The sequence below is a fragment of the Uniformispora flossi genome, assembly GCF_049534875.1.
In the GTDB taxonomy this organism is placed as follows: domain Bacteria; phylum Actinomycetota; class Actinomycetes; order Streptomycetales; family Streptomycetaceae; genus Yinghuangia; species Yinghuangia aomiensis.
This window is the reverse complement of the sequence record NZ_JBMULZ010000003.1, coordinates 335,747-353,524: the sequence shown is the minus strand read 5'-3', so window position 1 is coordinate 353,524 and position 17,778 is coordinate 335,747. Positions and strand designations below refer to the sequence as shown.

Sequence of the window (17,778 nt, the reverse complement as noted above, 5' to 3'; positions counted from 1 at the left end):
GGGCACAGGGACGGCGGGGGCTGTCCGGGGGCTACACGTGCCGAGGAGGGCGCCATGGCCACCGACGACCGGCGGTACGCGCTGGGTCCCGACGAGGGTCTCGGCGGCGCGCGGAAATTCTTCGCGCAGCCGCTGCGCATGCTCGCGACCGGGGCCGAGACGACCTTGGAGTACACCCTGTTCGAACAGCGGCTGGAGCGCGGATACGCGCCGCCGCTGCATGTCCACCACATCGAGGACGAGGCGTTCTACCTCGTCGACGGGGCGATCGAGGTGGCCTGCGGGGACGTCCGGTGGCAACTGGCGCCGGGCGGCTTCGCGTTCCTGCCGCACAGCGTGCCGCACGCGTTCCGGGTGGTGTCGGACACCGCGCGGCTGCTCCAGCTGACCGCGCCGTCGGGGTTCGAGGACTTCGCCGCGGACGTGGCGGACGTGCCGCTCGACGAAGCCACCAGTGCGGCGGTCACCGACGCGGCGCACCGTGCGGGCTACGAGATCCTCGGCCCGCCGCCGTTCGACACCTGACACCCCGCACAGCCGAAGCACACCCGACCCGCACGCGCCATGCGCGGACGGCCCCCGGAGCAGCCTCCGGGGGCCGTCCGCGCGGCTGCCGCTACTCCAGCGAGCGTCCGGGGGCCTTGTCGTCGTCGCTGTCGATGTGCACGTCGTCGACGGACAGGTTGACCTCGACGACTTCGAGGCCCGTCATGCGCTCGACCGAGTCGATGACGTTCTCCCGTACCGCGTGGGCGACTTCGGCGATGGCCACGCCGTATTCGACGATGATCACCAGGTCGACGGCGCACTGGCGCTCGCCTACCTCTACGCTCACGCCCTGCGCCACATTGGGCTTGCCGCCCGGCACGCGCTGGCGCATCGACGCGAAGGCCCGGGAGACGCCCTTGCCGAGCGCGTGGACGCCGGGGATCTCGCGGGCGGCCACGCCGGAGATCTTCGCGACCACCGAGTCGGCGATGGCGGTGCGCCCCTTGTCCGACGCCAGCGCCGAGACCTGCACCGAATGGGAGTCGCGCCGCGCCGGGGCGCTCTGGTCGGCGGGCTTGTCCATGCGCTCTGCCATGGGGTCTCTCTCCTTGCCGTACGGCGTCGCGGGTACGAGAACAAGACATTCCCCCGATCCCGTCCGGACATTCCCCGGAAAATCATGCCAATACGGATCGCCGGTCGGAGGGCTTCGCCGCCCCCCGGGTGGAACGTGTTTCAATTCGCGGGAGACGGCTCTTGAACCGGCGCTCTTCTGCGCATGTGATGGGGGCACACCACCGGGCGGCCGCAGGTCGTCCCAGGCGAGGAGGAAGCAGTGGAGAGGTTCCAGGATCGGCGCATCATCGTCACCGGCGGCGGCTCGGGGATCGGCCAGGCCACCGTGCTGCGCCTGCTGCGCGAGGCCGGCACCGTGCACGCCGTGGACGTGAACGCCGACGGTCTGGAGAAGACCCGCGCGATGGCCGAGGAAGCGGGTGTCGCCGCGAAGCTGTCGACCGCCGTCCTCGACGTGTCGAACGAGGCGTCCGTCGGCGAAGGCGTCGCGGAGACCGTCGCCCGCCTCGGCGGCCTCGACGTGCTGGTCAACGCGGCGGGCATCCTGCGCGCCGGCCACACCCACGAGTTCTCGCTCGACGTGTGGAACCAGATCATCAACATCAACCTGACCGGCACGTTCCTCATGACGAAGGCCGCGCTGCCCGCGCTGCTGGAGACCGGCGAGGGCGCCGTCATCGTCAACTTCAGCTCCACGTCCGCCTCGTTCGCGCACCCGTACATGGCGGCGTACGCGGCGAGCAAGGGCGGCGTCGACGCGTTCACCCACGCGATCGCCCTGGAGTACAGCCGCCAGGGCCTGCGCGCGCTGTGCGTCGCGCCGGGCAGCATCTCCAGCGGCATCGTCGACGACACCCCCAACCAGGTGCCCGCGGACGCCGAGTGGGAGCTGTTCGGCAAGCTCATGCCGATCATCGGCGAGGGCATGGCGCACCCGGACGTCATCGCCGGCATGATCGCCGCGCTGGCCTCCGAGGACGGCAAGTTCGTCACCGGCACGACGCTGCGCATCGACGGCGGCACGCACGCCTGACGCACGGCCGCCGCGCGGCTGAGAAAGCGCGCACGGCAGGCGAGAACACGGAGACGCCGAACGGCGGGTGCCGGACCGGGGAGTGGATGTCCCCTTCCGGTACCCGCCGTTCGCTGTGGCCCATGGGGCCGGGACGGCGCTGCGTCAGCCGTGGTTGATGCAGGTGTTGCCGAACGCGGGGTTCAGCAGGCCGATCACGTTGACCGTGTTGCCGCACACGTTGACCGGCACGTGGACCGGAACCTGGACGACGTTGCCCGACAGCACACCCGGGGAGCCGGTGGCGGCACCGTCGGCGCCGGCGCTCGCGTAGGCAGCACCGATGCCACCGGCCAGGAGACCGCCGGCGGCGGCGGAAACGAAGACCGCCTTCTTGACCGTGTTCATAGTTCCTCCATGTCGCAGGGCCACGCGAACTCGCGCGGCATCCAGGACAACGAAGGACCCCCAAGCGGGGCACGCCTTTGGGCGCGATTCACTCGTTGGGACGGAGTCGGCGGCGTCGGGCAACCGCGCGTCGCGCGGCTGCGTCAACGGCCGCCGATCCGGGCCCGCGGCGGCTCAGTCCTCGTCGTCGGCCGCCTCGTCGTCGTCCTCGGGGACGTACTCGGCGCCCTCGGACTGCCAGCCCGCCTCGCTGAGTTCGGTGCCCGGCACCTCCGCGACGAGGCGGAACGGGTCGATCAGGTAGGAGACGGACTCGGCGAGGTCGGCCTCGATCGCCGCGACGGCGTCGTTGCGCTCCTCGGCGGACAGGTCCTCGTCGCCCTTGACGGCCTCCAGCGCGGCCGCGCGCAGGAGCCCCTCGTCGGTGACCTCCAGGACGATGTCCAGGCTCAGCCGGATGAACTGGGGGCTCTCGGAAACAGGTGCGGTGTCCATGCCGAGGAGCCTAGTGGCGCGACGGACGGGACCTTCCGGGTGACGCGCCGTCACGCGCACCGGCGCGGCGCGCCCGACGGCACGACCGGAACGCTGACCCGGACCACGCCGTCCTCGAACGTGCGGCGCCCGGTGAGGCCCGCCCGGTCGAAAACGCCCAGCATCCGCCGGTTCCCGGGCAGCACATGGGCGCGCAGCTCGGCCAGGCCGCGGGCCTGCGCGAGCGAGCCGAGGCGGCGCAGCATCGCGGTGCCGACACCGCGGCCCTGCCACGCGTCCTCGACGAGAAGGGCGAGTTCGCCGCTGCCCGGCTCCGTGGTGTGCAGCAGCGAACCGACCGCGCCGATGCCGCCGTCCGGGCGGACCGCGACCAGGGTGACGCCGGCCCGCGGCACGAGCAGTCGTTCCAAGGCGGCGCGCGGCAGCCGCGGGATGGCGGTGAAGTAGCGCAGCCGGCGGCTTTCCGCCGAGCAGCGGTCGTGCATGCGCTGCACGCCTTCGACGTCGTCGGCGCGGCCCGGCCGCACCAGCACCTCGGTGCCGTCCGCGAGCAGCAGCCACGTGCCGGTGGACGCGGGCGGCGGCAGCGGGGCCTCGGACGGGATCCGGGCCAGCGCCGCGGCGCGGGCCGCCTCGGTCATGGTGAACGGCATGCCGGGCCGCGCCACGCGCACCGCGCGGCCGTCCGGCACCGGCACGAACAGCACGTCCGGGTCACCGGTGTAGACGCCGGTCAGGGACGTCTCGGCGCCGATCCAGCCGGCCTCGTGCGCGCCGAGAAGTTCGGCGAGGGCCTGCGGCAGGGCGTCGGGGTGGGCCAGCAAGTGCGCGGCGAGCACGAGGGCTTTGGTGGGGCCGTCGACGAGTTCGTGCGCGTCGGCAGGCACCGCGACGACGCCCCGGCCGCCCGCCGCGGTGAGGCCGTCCTCCAGGTCGGCGGCCGCGACGCCCGCCGGAGCGTGCACGAAGAACTCGTCGACCGGGCCGCGTTCGCAGGCCTGGACGTTCAGTCCCAGCACGTTCGCGTCCCGGGCGGCCAGCACCGACGCGAGTCGGGCCAGCCGTCCGGGATCGTCGTCGACCTGCGCGCGGACACGCCACAGCGCCATGGTTGATCACCTCCGTGCGGGTTCGGGCACGTGATCAACCTTGCCCCGCACGTATTACGCGCGGGCTACACCGGCATGTCAGTTGCCCGCCAGGTGTCCCAACAGGTCCTGGCGGGTGACCACGCCCTGCGGTTTGCCGTCCACCAGGACGAGCGCCGCGTCCGCGCTCTCCAGCACCGCGGCGAGCCGGGCCACGGATTCGCCGGAGCCGACCACCGGCATCGGTGCGGACATGTGCTTCTCCAGCGGGTCGCCGGACACCGCGCGGCCGGCCACCAGGGCGTCCAGCAGGTCGCGTTCGGCGATCTTGCCGACCACCTCGGCGGCCATCACATCGGGGTGCCCCGCGCCGGGCTTCACCACCGGCATCTGGCTGACCCCGAACTCCCGCAGGATGCCGATCGCCTCGCCGACCGTCTCGTCCGGGTGGACGTGCACCAGCGCGGGCAGGTCGCCCTGCTTGCGGGACAGCACATCGGCGACCTTGGCCTCGCCGGGCCCCGCCTCCAGAAAGCCGTGGTCGGCCATCCACTCGTCGTTGAAGATCTTCGAGAGGTAGCCGCGGCCGGAGTCCGGCAGCAGCACCACGACGACGTCGTCCGGGCCCATGGTCTCGGCCGCGCGCAGCGCCGCCACGACCGCCATGCCGCACGAGCCGCCGACCAGCAGGCCTTCCTCGCGCGCCAGGCGCCGGGTCATGAGGAACGAGTCGCGGTCGGACACGGCGATGATCTCGTCGGGCACCGCCGCGTCGTAGGCGGTCGGCCAGAAGTCCTCGCCGACGCCCTCGACCAGATAGGGGCGCCCGCTGCCGCCCGAGTACACCGAGCCTTCCGGGTCGGCGCCGATCACCTTCACCTTGCCGTCGGACACCTCCTTGAGGAAGCGCCCGGTGCCGCTGATCGTGCCGCCGGTACCGACGCCCGCGACGAACGCGGTGATCCGGCCGTCGGTCTGCTCCCAGATCTCCGGGCCGGTCGCCACGTAGTGCGACTCGGGGTTGTGCGGGTTGGAGTACTGGTCGGGCTTCCACGCGCCGGGCGTCTCACGCACCAGGCGGTCGGACACGTTGTAGTAGGAGTCCGGGTGCGCCGGGTCGACAGCGGTGGGGCACACCACCACGTCCGCGCCGTACGCGCGCAGCACGTTGATCTTGTCGGTGCTCACCTTGTCGGGGCACACGAAAATGCAGCGGTACCCGCGCTGCTGGGCGACCATGGCCAGGCCCACGCCGGTGTTGCCGGAGGTCGGCTCGACGATGACGCCGCCCGGCTTGAGCTGCCCGGACGCCTCCGCGGCGTCGATCATGCGCACCGCAATACGGTCCTTCACCGAGCCGCCGGGGTTGAAGTACTCCACCTTGGCCAGCACGGTGGCCTGCAGGCCTTCGGTGACGCCGGTGAGCTTGACCAGCGGGGTGTCGCCGATCAGATCGAGCATCGAGTCGACGTAGCGCACAGGGCTCCTTCGCATCCTTGGGCCTGGTCGGCAGGGGGTTTCCGGGATCACCGGTCAACGGACACCTTAGGGCGAAATATCCGCCGCGGTGCAGCTCCACGCGCGCTTCGCGGCCGTTCGCGGGAATCCCCCGTCGTGACCGTCGGTTAGGGTCGGGGCACGGCAGCTCACCGGCAGCTCACCACCGAAGCGGGGGTTAGATGATCCGCACCAGGACCGCGCGGCGGATCGCCGCTGCGGCGGCGTTCGGCGGCGGCGGAGTGGGCGTGCTGACCGGCGCGATGGTGGCGCTGCTGTATACCGAGGCGCGGATCGCCCGGCGCACGGTCGGCGAACCGGTCGGCGAGCCGCCGACCGCGGACGGGGTCTACGGGTCGCTGCCGCTCTCCCCTTCCGATCCGGACAACCCCGGCAGCCCCATCCGCTTCGCGGTGATCGGCGACTCGTCCGCGGCCGGCCTGGGCGTATCCGATCCGCTGCGTACGCCCGGCGCGCTGATCGCGGGCGGCCTGGCCGCGGTCGCCGAACGCCCGGTGCAGCTCGTCAACGTCGCCAAGTCCGGTGCGCAGTCCGCGGATCTCGAGCGGCAGACCACGCTGGCGCTGGCCGCCGAGCCCGAGGTCGCGCTCATCATGGTCGGCGCGAACGACGTGACGCACCAGGTCCGCCCCGCCGACTCGGTGCGGCGGCTGGAGCAGGCCACCCGTCGGCTGCTCGCCTCCGGCTGCGAGGTCGTCGTCGGGACGTGCCCGGACCTGGGCACGATCGAGCCCATCGCGCAGCCGCTGCGCTACATCGCCCGGCAGTGGAGCCGCAGCCTGGCCGCGGCGCAGACCATCGCGGTGGTCGAGGCGGGCGGGCGCACCGTGTCGATCGGCTCGCTGCTCGGTCCGGAGTTCGCCGCGCGGCCGGGCGAGCTGTTCGGGCCGGACCGCTTCCATCCGTCCGAGAAGGGCTACGCGACCGCCGCGATGGCGATCCTGCCGTCGGTGTGCGCGGCGCTCGACCTGTGGCCGCTCGACGAGGAGCGCCCGGACAGTTTCCGCGGCGAAGGCGTGCTGCCGATCGCGGTGGCCGCTGTCGAGGCCGTCGAGGAAGGCGGCACCGAGGTCGCGGGCACGCAGGTCGCGGGCGCCGAGCGCGGTCCGCGCGGGCGCTGGGCGCTGCTGCGGCACCGCCGCCGGAAGCAGATCGCCGAGCCGGAGCCGTCCCCGGCGGAGGCGGACGAGGTGGCCGAGCCCGCGTCGAGTAGCCTGATCTGACTGACCGTCAGGAGGCGACGTGGGACAGATCGCACCCGGGGAATCCCGGGAGCCCCTCGCCACCGCGACTACCAGGAAGTAGCTTCAGCTCAGACGAGAGACCTCCCCTGCGTCCTCGTACCGACGGCCAAGGAGTTTCCCATGCCCGAAGCAGTCATCGTCGCCACCGCGCGCTCCCCGATCGGCCGTGCCTTCAAGGGCTCGTTCAAGGACACCCGTCCCGACGACCTCGCCGCGCTCATGGTCAAGGCCGCGCTCGACAAGGTGCCCTCGCTCGACCCGCGCGACATCGACGACCTGATGCTCGGCTGCGGCCTCCCCGGCGGCGAGCAGGGCTTCAACATGGGCCGCAACCTGGCCGTCATGCTCGGCTTCGACCACCTGCCCGGCACCACGATCACCCGCTACTGTTCGTCGTCGCTGCAGACGACCCGCATGGCCATGCACGCCATCAAGGCGGGCGAGGGCGACGTCTTCATCTCGGCCGGTGTCGAGGTCGTCACCTCCACGCGCGGCAAGGGCAGCAGCGACTCGATCCCGGACACCAAGAACCCGCTGTTCGCGGACGCCATGGCGCGCACCGTCGCCTCGGTCGAGAACGGCGACACCTGGGCCGACCCGCGCGAGTCGGGCCTGCTGCCCGACGTCTACATGGGCATGGGCTTCACCGCGGAGAACCTGGCCCAGCTCAAGGGCATCACGCGCGCCGAGCAGGACGAGTTCGCGGTCCGCTCGCAGAACCTCACCGAGAAGGCGATCGCCAACGGCTTCTGGGCCAAGGACATCACCCCGGTCACGCTGCCCGACGGCACGGTCGTCAGCGCCGACGACGGCCCGCGCCCGGGCACCACGCTGGAAGCCGTCTCGCAGCTCAAGCCGGTGTTCCGCCCCGACGGCACGGTCACCGCGGGCAACGCGTGCCCGCTGAACGACGGTGCCGCGGCCGTGGTCGTCATGTCCGACACCAAGGCCCGCGAGCTGGGCCTGACGCCGCTCGCCCGCGTGGTGTCCACCGCGGTGACCGGCCTCTCGCCGGAGATCATGGGCTACGGCCCGGTCGAGGCCTCCCGCCTGGCGATGCAGCGCGCCGGCCTGACCACGAGCGACATCGACCTCGTCGAGATCAACGAGGCGTTCGCCGCGCAGGTCATCCCGTCCTACCGGGACCTCGGCTTCGAACTCGACAAGGTCAACGTCAACGGCGGCGCCATCGCGATCGGCCACCCGTTCGGCATGACCGGCGCGCGCATCACCAGCACGCTCATCAACTCGCTGCAGTGGCACGACAAGCAGTTCGGCCTGGAGACCATGTGCGTCGGCGGCGGCATGGGCATGGCGATGGTGCTCGAGCGCCTGAGCTGACCCCCGCGGTCCCTGCTCCCCCTGTTTTTCCCGCGTGACCCGCGTGACCCGCGGGCCTCGGCAGACCGAAGGTCCCGCGGCACCGCACCGCATCGCACCACCGGCGAAGCCCGTCCGAGCAGCAGTTTCTCGGACGGGCTTCGCCGCGTCCGGCGGGCATTCCCGGCCGGGACACCCACCCGCCGCCGAAAGTCCCGGCGAGGTCGGGCCGTCGCACCCTGCAAGCGACCCGCTCCGGCGGGCGAACCTGGAACCACTCCCCCGGACACCTGCACCACCTCCGGCGGAGCGCCGACCGCCACGCCTGCGAAGGGTCCGGGTTCCCGCATGTCTCCGTACGTCGTCCCCGCCGTGATCGCCACCGCCTGCGCCGCCGGGCTCACCGCCGCCGTGCGGCGCGTCCGACGCGTGCGGGACGCACGCCGTGCGGCGGAGGCCCGGAACGAGGAGTTCGGGCCGGTGTTCGTGCCCGAGGCGCGGGACTCCCGCGGGCCCGAACCCGGCGCCGGCGCCGCGGAGGACGCCGAGAGCGTGCTCACCGAGGCGGAGGCCGCCCCCGAGCCCGTGCCGGCCGACGCCTTTCCGCCGCTGCGCTCCACCACCCCGCACCCCTCGCAGGGCCTCGCGCCGATGCTGCCGCCCCAGCTCACCGGCGCCCACCTGCAGAGCCTGGCCGCGCGCCGCACGGCGGTCACCGGACTGCGCTCGGGCACCGCGGGCGGGCTCGACGTGTTCGACTTCGCGGACGGCGGATCGCTCGTGGTCATGCCGGCCGACCCGGAGATCGCCGCGCAGATCGCGGGCGCGCTGAAGGCCGGGCGGGAAGTCCACCTGCTCGGTACCTCCGAGGTCGGCAGCGGACGGTCGCTGACGTTCCTGGTGGGGGGCAGCACGGCTTACTGCTTGGCCGACCGGGTTTATGCGAGGCCGGGAAGCTGAGCCGATTGTCCACAGGCTGGGGTGCGGTGGGTGGCGTCGCCAGGGCAGGGTGGGGGCGTCGGGCTTCCAGGGTCCGATGGCGGAGGGGGCGGGGGAGGGGCCTTCTACGCGAGACCGAATCCCGGAGAAGGTGGGAGACATCCCATGGCGTTGGGCTGTCAAGCTGCGGCGATCGGGGGTCAGCTCCAGGTCGGCATAGGCGGCCGGCGAGCCCGGGAAGTACTCGCGCAGCGCGGCCCGCAGCTGTTGGAAGGCGCGGGTGCGTTCCCAGACGAGCGTCTGGTGTTTGGCGCGGGCGACGACCCTAACGGCCTGGGCCTGGGTCGCTGTCCCCGGCGACCGGCCGCAACCGGTCCCGGTCGATGCTGACCATGTCGGCCGGCGTCGCGTGGGCGTCGCCCCTGTCGCGCGGGACCAGTGCTCACACCGGCACAACCCCGGCGGGCGCGCCATCCCATCAGCCGTCCGGCCTCCCGGCCGCACCCGGCAAGAGGCACAGTCTCCCACCAGAACTCAAACGGCTCAGGAGTGCAGTGCTCACCTGCCGGTGGCCACTCATCGAGTTTCCGACTACGACCCGATGAACCCCATGAGGAGGGAAGGCCCTTCAAGGCGCCGCCCTTGGCTCACACCAGCGCGGCGACCTCGCGCACCGCAGCCAAAGCCTCCGCCAACGCACCCCCGGCGCCAGGCTCCCCCCAAGCCCCCTCCAACTCCCGCACCAAGTCGAGCCCCGTCACCGCGATCTGGTCCCCGACCGCGAACACCCCCAGATCCGGGACCTCTGCCCCGCCCGGCGCGTCGCCGAGCGCGGCCAGCCGACGTGCCAACGCGAGGCCGAGCGTCGCGCGGGTGTCGTCGGAATGCCCGTCCGGGTCGATCCGTGCCCGCAGCCGCGACTCCGACAAGTGCCGGTACCGGTCGGCCAGCCGCCGCACCGCGCGGGCCAGCTCGGCCGGGTCCGGGGTGCCGTCCGCCGCGGCCGGGCCCGACGCCGAATTCGGAGCCGCCGGGGTCGGTTTCCCTGGCTGTCGATCGGGGAGGGAGGACATATCCGGAGCGTACCGTTCGGGGATTCCTCGGGCGGATGCGCTCCGAGCAGTTGCCAACCGTTCCCCCGTCATGCACGCTCGGGACACGGAACGCTCACCGGAGGCGCTTATGTCCTTGCACTTCTCCGAAGAGACGCACCAGAACCTCCTCGCGCGGGTCCCGGCCGTCACCGGCCGCGAACTCCCGCAGTGGTTCAAGGAAATCGACGACGGACCCTGTTTCTCGCGCTTCGAGGACAGGGTTCACTGGCTTCAGGACGAACACGGCGTCGCGCACGGCCACGCCCTCGCCATCATGCGCGAGCACGACCGGCGCCGCTGGTCGCGAGGCCAACGCTGAGTCGGAGACGGCCGTCCCGTCCCGCCCCTTCCACGAGTCCACGAGAAGTGCTCGGAAACGCCGGAGGCGGCGGTCCCCGCAGGGACCGCCGCCTCCGTCACGTCCGGAGTCACATCCGGAAGGAACTCCGGGCCGCACGTTAGTCGCGCAGGATGGCCAGCAGGCGCAGCAGGTAGGTGTAGATCCACACCAGCGCCAGGACCAGGCCGAACGCGCAGCGCCACGACTCGCGCTCCGGGACGCCGGCCGCCACGAGCTGCTCCGCTTCGTGGAAGTCCAGCGCCAGGAAGAACGCGCCGAGGCCGAGGCCGACGAGCGCGAACACGATGCCGATCGGGCCCTGGTCGATGCCGATGCCGTGGCCGCCGCCGGCCAAAACGACGATCGCGTCGACCAGCGCCACGGTCAGGAAGCCGATGGCGATCGCGAACCAGATCCGGGTGGCACGGGCGGTCACCCGCACACGGCCCGACTTGTAGGCCCACAGCATGCCCAGGAAGACACCGCCGGTGCCGAGCACGGCCTGGACCACGATGCCGCTGTACATGGACTCGAAGGCATGGCTCACCGCACCGATGAACACACCCTCGAGTGCCGCGTAGGCGAGTACCAGAGCCGGGGAGACCGCGCGCTTGAAGATCAGCACGAGGTACACGCCGAACGCCAGGAGCGCGGCGGCACCGGCCCATGCGAAGTTCTCGAACGGGATGAACGCCCAGCCGAGGGCCGCGCCCACCAGAAGCACCAGCAGGGAGATCGTGGTCTTGGCGACCACGTCGTCCATCGTCATGCGGCCCGTCTGCAGCGGGCCCGCGGACTGCTGGTGGTACATCTGGTTCAGCTGGTCGGCCGACGCGGGCTGCGCGTGCTGCGCGCCGTTGCCGCCGAACGGGTTGCCGGTGCCGGACGGCTGCGCATAGGGCGCGCCGTACTGCGGCGCCTGCTGCCCGGCCTGCGGCGCCCCGAATGCCCCCCGCCGCGAGAGGACCGGGTTGCTGCTCCTCATGTCAACTCCTCCATGCCCCTGCGTATGTGTGGGGTCGTGGGTCAAGAGTAATCGGTTAGTAAAGCCGTTTGGGGGATCCCCAAGCAGGATCCTTGCCCCATCCTCGAGAAGTACTCGAAGCGGACCCGCAAGTCGGAACCCGAACGGACCCGGAACAGACAACGTACGGCAAGTCCCGTTTGTGCCGCGGAGGCGGGCCCCGGAACGGGCCCTGGCGGACCTTGAGCGGACCTTGAGCGGACCTTCGACGCACCAGTCATCGGTGCGGCGAGGCACCGGCATCAGGTCTTCTATGGAAGATCGGGGGCGCCGGGCGGGTCGGGGATGCCGGGAGGGGGCCGGCGCGCCGCCGGAAGGCCGGACGCGGGCACGGGAAGAGGGCCGGACGGGCTGCCTTGGGGCGCCTCGGGGCACTGCCGGGAAGCTGGTCCGACGTGGCGGCGTCGGCAGCGTTTCCCCAGGTCAGGGCCTCTTTCATCCGGTGCCCGGAGCCGGACTCGAACCGGCACGGCCGTGCGGCCAGCGAGGTTTAAGCTCGCCGTGTCTGCGTTCCACCATCCGGGCGCGATGCCGAGCGTAGCGGCAAGACAGCACCCTGTTGACCACAAGTTCGTGACCTGGACGAATACCGGCCGCCGAGGTACGGCGGCACCCTTGCGCGGTGCCGCCGTACCCGGTCACCGGATCGCCGGTCAGCGCACGCCGCGGGCCAGCGTGAACTGCGCGACGCCGAGATAGCCGGACCGGAACCCGGCCTCGCAGTACGCGAGGTAGAACTCCCACATCCGCCGGAACGTCGCGTCGAACCCGAGCGCCTCGACCGCGGCGCCTTCGGCCAGGAATCGCTCCCGCCACACGCGCAGCGTCTCCGCATAATGCGGCCCGAAATCGCGGCGCTGCACGACGCGCAGCCGCGTGTGCTTCTCCAACGCGCCGTCGATCGCCTCGGGCGAGGGGATGAGGCCGCCCGGGAAGATGTACTTGTGCATCCACGTCCACGTGTCGCGCGCCGCGCGCATGCGCTCGTCGGACATGGTGATCGACTGCACGCACGCGCGGCCGCCCGGTGCGAGTGCCCGGTCGATCGCGGCGAAGTACGCGGGCCAGTAGCGCTCCCCCACCGCTTCGATCATCTCGACGCTGACCACCGCGTCGTAGGTGCCGGTCACTTCGCGGTAGTCGCACAGCCGGACCTCGATGCGGTCCGCGTACCCGGCCTCCTCGAAACGGCGGCGCGCGAGCGTGCGCTGTTCCTCGGACAACGTGATCGTGGCGACCTCGGCGCCGCGCGCCGCGGCCCGCAGCGCGAGTTCGCCCCAGCCCGTGCCGATCTCCAGGACCCGGGTGCCCTCGCCGACGGCGGCCGCGTCCAGCACCGCGTCGATCTTGCGGTGCTGCGCGGCGGGCAGGTCGTCGCCCGGCGCGAACAGCGCCGAGGAGTAGGTCATGGACGGGTCGAGGAACAGCGCGAACAGGTCGTTCGACAGGTCGTAGTGCCGGCTGATGTTGCCGCGCGCGCCGGACGGGGTGTTCTCCTCGTCCGCGGGACGCACCGCGAGGGCCCAGCGGCGCAGCTTCTGCAGTGGTGCGGGGACCAGCTCGGGCAGCTTGCGCGCGAAGACGGTGAGGACGCCCGCCGGGTCGTCGGCGTCCCACGCGCCGGTCATCCACGCTTCGCCGAAGCCGATCAGGCCGTCGGCGCCGATCCGGGCGTAGAACTCGTCGGGGCGGGCGATGCGCATGACCGGATCGCCGAACCCGCCGGCGCCCACGATCTTCCCGCCGGGGAGATGGACCCGGACTCGGAGCTTGCGCACCGCGTGCCGGAAGATCCGCCGCGCCACCCGGGCGCGGGCGGGTACGTCGGGAACCTCCGCCAAGCCGGGCCAGCGGTCCGCCGCCGGCCGCGCCGGTGATGCGGAACGCTCCTGGGGCGCCGGGGATTTCCCCGCCGGGTCGCCGTGGCGCGTCTCGTCGGTGTGCTTCGGACCGGTGCTCGTCGTGCTCACTGCGTTCTCGCCTCACTCCCGCTGCGCGCCGCGGGGACGGGGACGGACCCGGACGGCCGGGAGGCCATCCGTGGGTACTTTGCCCCTGATCACCGCAAATGACGCTCGATTCAGTCGTTTGCCCGGTCACACCGGGCCTACCCGGGAAACGCGAAAGGGCCCGTACCCCTTCCGGGGTACGGGCCCTGACGGCGGGTCAGCGAAACGCGCGGTCGGCTGACGAGACGATGATCAGATCGTCTTGCCGGCTTCTTCCTTCTTCGGCGCCGGCGGCAGCGCGGCCTCGGCGAACTCGTCGCGCGGGTGCTCCATGGAGCCGAGCGAGACGATCTCGCGGCGGAAGAACATCGCGAGCGTCCAGTCCGCGACGATGCGCGTCTTCCGGTTGAACGTCGGCATCGCGTACATGTGGTACGTGCGGTGGAACAGCCACGCGGGCAGGCCCTTGAGCTTGAACTTGCCCATCATGATCGCGACGCCCTTGTGCAGGCCGAGGCCCGCGACCGCGCCGAGGTTCTTGTGGCGGTACTCCTTCGGCGGGAACCCGCGCATCACGCTCATCACGTTGTCGCCGAGCTGCTTCGCCTGGCGCACCGCGTGCTGCGCGTTCGGCGGGCACCACGCGCCCTCGCCCGCGGCGAGGTCCGGGACCTGCGCGTTGTCGCCGGCCGCGAACACGTGGTCCATGCCGGTGACCTGCAGGGTCGGGCGGGTGTCGACGTGGCCGCGCGGGCCGAGCGGCAGGCCGAACTCGGCGAGCGCCGGGTTGGGCTTGACACCCGCGGTCCACACGATGGTGCTCGCGTCGAACTCGGTGCCGTCGGACAGCACGCAGTGCTTGTCGACGCAGGACTGGAGCGAGGTCTCGAGGTAGAACTCGATGCCGCGTTCCTTGAGCTTCTTGAGCGTCCACTTGCCGAGTTCGTCGCCGACCTCGGGGAGGATGCGGTGCATCGCCTCGACCATGATGAAGCGCATGTCGTCGCGGCTGATGTTCTTGTAGTACTTCACCGCATCGCGCGCCATGTCCTCGATCTCGGCGAGCGCTTCGATGCCGGCGAAGCCGCCGCCGACGAACGCGAAGGTGAGCGCCTTGCGGCGGATCTCCGGGTCGGTCGTGGAGTCGGCGACGTCGAGCTGCCCCAGGACGTGGTTCCGCAGCGCGATGGCTTCTTCGATCGTCTTGAAGCCGATGCCGTTCTCGGCAAGGCCGGGGATCGGGAACGTGCGGGATATCGAGCCGAGGGCGACGACCAGGAAGTCGAACTTCAGGTCGTACGCCTCGCCCACGAGCGGCTCGATGCGGGCGACCTTGGTGTCCTGGTCGATGGTGGTGACCCGCCCGGTCACGACATCGGCCTTGGGCAGGGCGCGGCGCAGCGGGACGACGACGTGGCGCGGCGACAGACTTCCCGCCGCGGCCTCGGGGAGGAAGGGCTGGTACGTCATGTACGACCGCGGGTCAACGACCGTCACGGTCGCCTCGTTGTAGCGCATCTTCTTGAGGATGCGCTGCGCGGCGTACAGGCCGACGTACCCGCCACCGACGACGAGGATGCGAGGCTGATCCGTGGAGCTGCTCATGTAGGGAAGTATCCCGGAGCACCGCGACGCCCTGCCGGGAGCCCGCTGGCAGCCCTCGGGCACGCCTGTGATACCCTGCGCGTTTTTGTTTTCGGCGGGGCGCGCCTGCGGTTGTCCGGGCGGGAGGGCGGCTGCGCCTTGTGATCGCAACCCGACCCTCGACGAGGGTTATGACCTGCAACGATCCACACGCGCGGGGCGCTCCCGGCGGTTACGTGATCCGCGCCATGCCCGCGCGGGCGGGATACGTGACGCAGTCAACCGACCCGCCGGGGTGATCGAGAAAGCTTTCACAAAGTCACTTAGTGGCAAAGTGACGAAAAGTTTGCCCGGGTGCCATGTGAAGAGTTTCACAAACAATTCCGGGCGGAGTCCCACGAGGTGGGATTCCGGGCCTTCCGGACGGGTGTTCGGCGGTCCCCCGCAGGGGACCGCGGGGCTCAGCCGAGGACGCTCCAGGCAATCCCGTCGAGGATGTCGTGTTCGGAGACCACGACTTCGCGCGCACCGACGCGCTCCATGATCGTCTGCAGCACCAGCGAGCCGGCCGCGATGACGTCGACGCGGCCCGGGTGCAGAACCGGGATCGCGGCGCGCTCCTCGTGGCTCGTCGCGAGCAGCCGGGCGGTGACCTCGGCGACCTGCTCGGCGGTCAGCCGGGCGTGGTGGATGCGGGTGGAGTCGTACTCCGGCAGCGCCAGCGCGATGCCCGCGACGGTGGTGACCGAGCCGGCGAGGCCGACCAGGGTCTCCGCGCGGTCCAGCGGGACGCTCTTGGCGGCCAGGTCGATCGCGGCGTCGATGTCCGCCTTCGCGGCGGCGATCTGGTCGGCGGTGGGCGGGTCCGCGGTGAAGTGGCGCTCTGTCATGCGGACGCAGCCGATGTCCACGGAGCGCGCCGCTTCCACGCGGTCCGCGCCGAGCACGAACTCGGTCGAGCCGCCGCCGATGTCCACGACCAGGTAAGGGGTGTCCAACCCGGCGGTGCCGGTCAGCTCGCGGGTCGCGCCGGTGAAGGAGAGGTTGGCTTCCTCGTCGCCGGTGATGACCTCGGGTTCGACACCGAGGAGTTCGCGCACGCCCGCGCGGAACTCGTCGCGGTTCTCCGCGTCGCGGCTCGCGCTGGTGGCCACGAAGCGCAGCCGGTCGGCGCCGAGGGCGCGGATCGCCTCGCGGTAGGAGCGGCACGCGGCGAACGTGCGCTGGAGCGCCTCGGGGGCCAGGCGGCCGGCCTTGTCGACGCCTTGGCCGAGCCGGACGATCTCCATGCGGCGGTCGAGGTCGGTGAGCGTGCCGGTCTCCGGGTCGAGGTCGGCGACCAGGAGACGGATGGAGTTGGTGCCGCAGTCGATCGCGGCGACGCGTTCGGTCGTCATGCCGTGCCCCCGTCGGTGGTCTCGGTCGGTTCGGCAGGTTCGGTCGGTTCGGCAGGTTCGGCGCGGACGCACGGGCCCTTCATCCACCACTCGGGCAGCGCGGCGATCGCCTCGTCGCCGAGCGGGTTGACGCCCGGCCCGGCGGCCAGCGAGTGCGCGACGAGCACGTGCAGGCACTTGACCCGGTCGGGCATGCCGCCCGCGGACGGGAAGCCCTCCAGGACGTCGATCGCGTCGCGGCGCTTGAGGTAGTCCTCGTGCGCGGCCCGGTAGCGGGCGGCCAGGTCGGCGTCGGCGGCGAGCCGTTCGTTCATCTCGCGCATCATCCCGTCGGACTCCAACGTGCCGATCGCGGACGCGGCGCGCGGGCACGTCAGGTAGTACATCGTCGGGAAGGGGCTGCCGTCTTCGAGGCGGGGCGCGGTCTCGACCACGTCCGGCAGGCCGCACGGGCAGCGGTGGGCAACCCCGCGGAGGCCGCGGGGAGTACGTCCGAGCTGAGCGGTGACGGCGGCGACGTCCTGCTGATCCATGCTGTGCAGTATTTCCGATTTTCGAGGCGAGGGATGGGGGCTCGCGGCGGGTGGGCTATCTCCGGGGACTGCGGGAGTCGCCGATGCTCTCGGCGGGGGCCGGCGGCGGTCCCGTCGGGGTGGTCTCGGCCGGCGGCGTCGCGTCGGCGCTCTTCACCGAATCCCACAACTGGCTCGGCATGCTCCCCTTCGGTCCCCCGCTCGCGCCCGGACTCGGCGTGGCGCTCGGCGGCGGGACCACCGAGTACTGGGTGTCCCCCGGGTTCACGTAATGCAGGTCCTTGCGGGCCTGCTGGCGGACGTACGCCGGGTCCTTCCAGCGTTCGATCTCCGCTTGCAGGCGGGCGACTTCCTGCTCGTGCTTCTTGGTCTGCTCGCGCAGGTCGATGCGTTCCTGGCGCTGGTTGAGGTACTGCTTCACCGGGACCACGAGGGCGATCGCCAGGGTGCACAGCACCAGCGCGAGGATGCCCGCGCGGCCGGTCAGCCGGTTCGGGCGGCCCTTGGCGCCGCCCCAAGTGACGACGAGGCGGCGGCGCGGCTTCTTCGCGTCCGGCGCGCCGGTGCCCGCAGGTCTGGCCCCCGCCGGCCGTCCCGTCCGGGGGGCCGTGCGGACGCTGCCGCCGGTCCCTTTGCCCGTCCGTCCGCCGCCCGGCTCGGACACCGTGTCCTCCCTGCCTTCGGGCCGGGCGCGCGGGGCACCCCCCGCCCCGGCCCCCCCCCCCCCGGGCGGGGGGGGGGGGATAAGACCGGGGGTGGTTATAAAAA

At 71.9% G+C, this 17,778-nt stretch carries 18 protein-coding genes and 1 tRNA gene; 6 read left to right on the top strand and 13 right to left on the bottom strand.

All coding sequences use genetic code 11. The features are described from left to right. The first annotated feature begins 54 nt into the window (after positions 1 to 54). The gene (locus ACPA54_RS08755) at positions 55 to 525 is read left to right on the top strand and encodes a cupin domain-containing protein (RefSeq protein ID WP_423528103.1); all 471 of its coding nucleotides are present in this window, start codon (positions 55 to 57) and stop codon (positions 523 to 525) included. Positions 526 to 616: 91 nt separating this feature from the next. Here ACPA54_RS08755 and ACPA54_RS08750 read toward each other — a convergent pair whose 3' ends face one another. After that, positions 617 to 1,084 (bottom strand): Asp23/Gls24 family envelope stress response protein, encoded by a 468-nt coding sequence (locus ACPA54_RS08750; protein ID WP_423528102.1) that lies wholly within the window; start codon positions 1,082 to 1,084, stop codon positions 617 to 619. Positions 1,085 to 1,324: 240 nt separating this feature from the next. Between ACPA54_RS08750 and ACPA54_RS08745 the strand changes: the two genes are divergently transcribed. Next, positions 1,325 to 2,098 (top strand): SDR family NAD(P)-dependent oxidoreductase, encoded by a 774-nt coding sequence (locus ACPA54_RS08745; protein ID WP_423528101.1) that lies wholly within the window; start codon positions 1,325 to 1,327, stop codon positions 2,096 to 2,098. A 144-nt stretch (positions 2,099 to 2,242) separates the two neighbouring features. Here ACPA54_RS08745 and ACPA54_RS08740 read toward each other — a convergent pair whose 3' ends face one another. The 4 genes from ACPA54_RS08740 to ACPA54_RS08725 all read right to left on the bottom strand — a co-directional run bounded on the left by ACPA54_RS08740 (position 2,243) and on the right by ACPA54_RS08725 (position 5,547). Then, positions 2,243 to 2,485, bottom strand: a complete 243-nt coding sequence (locus tag ACPA54_RS08740; protein ID WP_423528100.1) for a chaplin — start codon at positions 2,483 to 2,485, stop codon at positions 2,243 to 2,245. A 174-nt stretch (positions 2,486 to 2,659) separates the two neighbouring features. Beyond that, positions 2,660 to 2,980, bottom strand: a complete 321-nt coding sequence (locus tag ACPA54_RS08735) for a hypothetical protein (protein WP_345675840.1) — start codon at positions 2,978 to 2,980, stop codon at positions 2,660 to 2,662. 50 nt (positions 2,981 to 3,030) lie between these two features. After that, a complete protein-coding gene (locus tag ACPA54_RS08730) occupies positions 3,031 to 4,089 on the bottom strand; it encodes a GNAT family N-acetyltransferase (RefSeq protein WP_423528099.1) in 1,059 nt (352 codons plus the stop codon). A gap of 78 nt (positions 4,090 to 4,167) precedes the next feature. Next, positions 4,168 to 5,547 carry a cystathionine beta-synthase gene (locus tag ACPA54_RS08725; RefSeq protein WP_423528098.1) on the bottom strand — a complete coding sequence of 460 codons (1,380 nt, stop codon included), beginning with the start codon at positions 5,545 to 5,547 and terminating at the stop codon, positions 4,168 to 4,170. A 200-nt stretch (positions 5,548 to 5,747) separates the two neighbouring features. On the opposite strand from ACPA54_RS08725, the gene ACPA54_RS08720 reads away from it, so the two are divergent. The 3 genes from ACPA54_RS08720 to ACPA54_RS08710 all read left to right on the top strand — a co-directional run bounded on the left by ACPA54_RS08720 (position 5,748) and on the right by ACPA54_RS08710 (position 9,110). Further along, on the top strand, positions 5,748 to 6,809 hold the full coding sequence (locus ACPA54_RS08720) for an SGNH/GDSL hydrolase family protein (RefSeq protein WP_345675837.1): 1,062 nt from the start codon (positions 5,748 to 5,750) through the stop codon (positions 6,807 to 6,809). 141 nt (positions 6,810 to 6,950) lie between these two features. After that, positions 6,951 to 8,171 carry an acetyl-CoA C-acetyltransferase gene (locus tag ACPA54_RS08715; RefSeq protein WP_423528097.1) on the top strand — a complete coding sequence of 407 codons (1,221 nt, stop codon included), beginning with the start codon at positions 6,951 to 6,953 and terminating at the stop codon, positions 8,169 to 8,171. A gap of 327 nt (positions 8,172 to 8,498) precedes the next feature. Next, complete coding sequence (locus tag ACPA54_RS08710) at positions 8,499 to 9,110, top strand: hypothetical protein (RefSeq protein WP_423528096.1); 612 nt, start codon at positions 8,499 to 8,501, stop codon at positions 9,108 to 9,110. A gap of 626 nt (positions 9,111 to 9,736) precedes the next feature. On the opposite strand, the gene ACPA54_RS08705 is transcribed toward ACPA54_RS08710, so the two are convergent. After that, positions 9,737 to 10,162 carry a hypothetical protein gene (locus ACPA54_RS08705; protein ID WP_423528095.1) on the bottom strand — a complete coding sequence of 142 codons (426 nt, stop codon included), beginning with the start codon at positions 10,160 to 10,162 and terminating at the stop codon, positions 9,737 to 9,739. Between the two features lie 109 nt (positions 10,163 to 10,271). On the opposite strand from ACPA54_RS08705, the gene ACPA54_RS08700 reads away from it, so the two are divergent. Continuing rightward, a complete protein-coding gene (locus tag ACPA54_RS08700; RefSeq protein ID WP_345675833.1) occupies positions 10,272 to 10,502 on the top strand; it encodes a DUF4287 domain-containing protein in 231 nt (76 codons plus the stop codon). Between the two features lie 139 nt (positions 10,503 to 10,641). On the opposite strand, the gene ACPA54_RS08695 is transcribed toward ACPA54_RS08700, so the two are convergent. The 7 genes from ACPA54_RS08695 to ACPA54_RS08665 all read right to left on the bottom strand — a co-directional run bounded on the left by ACPA54_RS08695 (position 10,642) and on the right by ACPA54_RS08665 (position 17,674). After that, positions 10,642 to 11,508: a Bax inhibitor-1/YccA family protein gene (locus ACPA54_RS08695; RefSeq protein WP_423528094.1), complete on the bottom strand. Its 867-nt coding sequence runs from the start codon at positions 11,506 to 11,508 to the stop codon at positions 10,642 to 10,644. Positions 11,509 to 11,990: 482 nt separating this feature from the next. After that, a tRNA-Leu gene (locus tag ACPA54_RS08690) sits at positions 11,991 to 12,072 on the bottom strand. Between the two features lie 128 nt (positions 12,073 to 12,200). Further along, complete coding sequence (locus ACPA54_RS08685; protein WP_423528093.1) at positions 12,201 to 13,517, bottom strand: class I SAM-dependent methyltransferase; 1,317 nt, start codon at positions 13,515 to 13,517, stop codon at positions 12,201 to 12,203. A gap of 231 nt (positions 13,518 to 13,748) precedes the next feature. Further along, the gene (locus ACPA54_RS08680; protein WP_423528092.1) at positions 13,749 to 15,101 is read right to left on the bottom strand and encodes an NAD(P)/FAD-dependent oxidoreductase; all 1,353 of its coding nucleotides are present in this window, start codon (positions 15,099 to 15,101) and stop codon (positions 13,749 to 13,751) included. Positions 15,102 to 15,541: 440 nt separating this feature from the next. Further along, complete coding sequence (locus tag ACPA54_RS08675) at positions 15,542 to 16,477, bottom strand: Ppx/GppA phosphatase family protein (protein ID WP_423528091.1); 936 nt, start codon at positions 16,475 to 16,477, stop codon at positions 15,542 to 15,544. Beyond that, on the bottom strand, positions 16,474 to 17,010 hold the full coding sequence (locus ACPA54_RS08670; RefSeq protein ID WP_423528090.1) for a DUF501 domain-containing protein: 537 nt from the start codon (positions 17,008 to 17,010) through the stop codon (positions 16,474 to 16,476). The genes ACPA54_RS08675 and ACPA54_RS08670 overlap by 4 nt, the downstream gene beginning before the upstream one ends. Before the next feature lie 55 nt (positions 17,011 to 17,065). Beyond that, positions 17,066 to 17,674, bottom strand: coding sequence for an FtsB family cell division protein (locus tag ACPA54_RS08665; RefSeq protein WP_423528089.1), 609 nt, complete (start codon positions 17,672 to 17,674; stop codon positions 17,066 to 17,068). Between the last annotated feature and the right edge of the window lie 104 nt (positions 17,675 to 17,778).